The organism is Bacillus sp. 522_BSPC (assembly GCF_001076885.1).
Classification (GTDB): Bacteria; Bacillota; Bacilli; order Bacillales; family Cytobacillaceae; genus Niallia; species Niallia hominis.
The window spans coordinates 1-1700 of record NZ_JVDT01000095.1 but is presented as its reverse complement, the minus strand read 5'-3'; the positions used below and the strand labels follow the sequence as shown (position 1 = coordinate 1700).

The following is a 1700-nucleotide window of genomic DNA, read 5'->3' as shown; positions in this document are numbered from 1 at the left end:
CTCAACTTTCGCAGAGTGATATCGGCAAATAAGCCTTGATATAATTAGGAAGGCCAGCGATCCACTGTTCAAGTTGACTTTGAATTATTTTTTTGATTTTCTTATTCGTTTGTTTAAGTGCATCTTGAAGAAGCTCGATCAATTGCTGTAATGCGACAGCCCAATCAAGTTCATTTACTTCATCGCATAATTCGTAAAACAGACCACCTATTGTGCGTTGATCGGTATTACAGCGATTCTGCCACGACAGAACGATAAAACGAGAAAACACAATCGTTGTATGGCAAATAAGCGCGTCATATGAACGGCTTTGGAATTCTTTTTCAAGTTTCAAAAGAGATTTGGCCGCCTTAAAGAATACCTCGATATCCCAGCGCATTCCATAGATTCGGACGATCTCCTGTTCTGAAAGAGTGCAGTCTGTGCTGAGGATGGCAAGCCAGTCGCTTTTCTTATTTCTGTTTTGAATGAATACCACTTTAATTGGTGTTCCATTAGCCATGATCGTATGGATGGAACGAAGAATTCCTTTCTTGGATTGAATGGGTCCAGCTAGGCGGTATAGTTGCTTTAAAGAAACCATCTCCCCGTTTACGTTATAACGTTGTTTTGTTTCTTTGACCATACCAATTACGTCTAATCCTTGATCCACAATAGACTTTACAAGTGGTGGCAATGTAAACCAAGAATCCATAAGGACATAACTTGCATCTATCCCATTGGCTAATGCACGTTTAATCATGTCAGGAACTTGTTCAGGCTCAGTTTGTAATGCATTTTCTCGACGCTTGTATCCACAAGTACGTTTATCAATTTTTTCAGAGATACCATTGATTTGAGACTTTTTTGAACTGACTAAAGAAAAGTCAATTGGCATAAATGTATAGCCATCTGACCAGCCCAAAGTGAGCATACGAAACCCCTTAAAGAAACGCATTTTCAGGGAAGCATGATCAAAACAACGAGCGAGAAGCTCTACCTTTTTACTACGATTTCGGTCATACGCAGAATCATCGATAATCAGTACTTTTGGACGCTCTTTATTCGTAAGGCGAGTCACCTTTTGAATAGTAAAAATGCTCAACAGTAGTAAGAAACGGCGCCAATTAAAAGTTGATTGGTTTAAAAAGCGATAGACGGCATCTTTGGCTGGAAACTGATCGGCTTTCTTTGAATCAAGAAGTGAAAACCAATTTTTGTGCTGGAAAATCAAACAGAAAACAAGCTGAAATAAGTAGGAACAGCTGAAACCGAAGGATTTTTTAATTCCTGCTTGGCGCAGGTGTTTATTCATTTCAAGCTCAGAAAAAACCGAATTAAGTTCTTTTGGTAGTTGATTGTTTTGGCTATTTTGGTCTATCATATAGGGAGCACCTCTTCTGTATGGTAGTGTTTTCTCTACAATTACACTATACCAAAGAATGAGGTGTTATTTCATTTTATTAAACACTGTCAAGCAACATATTTAATAGACCATAGACGCAATACAACTAACGATTTGCACTTATTTTTTTGGTGCGAAAGTTGAGAATATAAAAAATAAAGTGAAAAATAACGAAAAAAATAAATATTTCTGTTCTTACTTTAAAATTTCCGGTTGCTATGGCGAAACGTAATTAATTTAATACAAAAATAGGAAGACAAAAAAACTCCAACATAAAATGGTACCTGTAGTTAGGACACTTGAAAAAGAGTGTTTT

General features: G+C 36.9%; 1 protein-coding gene. It reads right to left on the bottom strand.

Annotated elements, in window-relative coordinates; genetic code table 11:
• Position 1: 1 nt before the first annotated feature.
• Positions 2-1363 (bottom strand): IS4 family transposase, encoded by a 1362-nt coding sequence (locus ADJ83_RS07510; RefSeq protein ID WP_048717268.1) that lies wholly within the window; start codon positions 1361-1363, stop codon positions 2-4.
• Positions 1364-1700 lie beyond the last annotated feature (337 nt).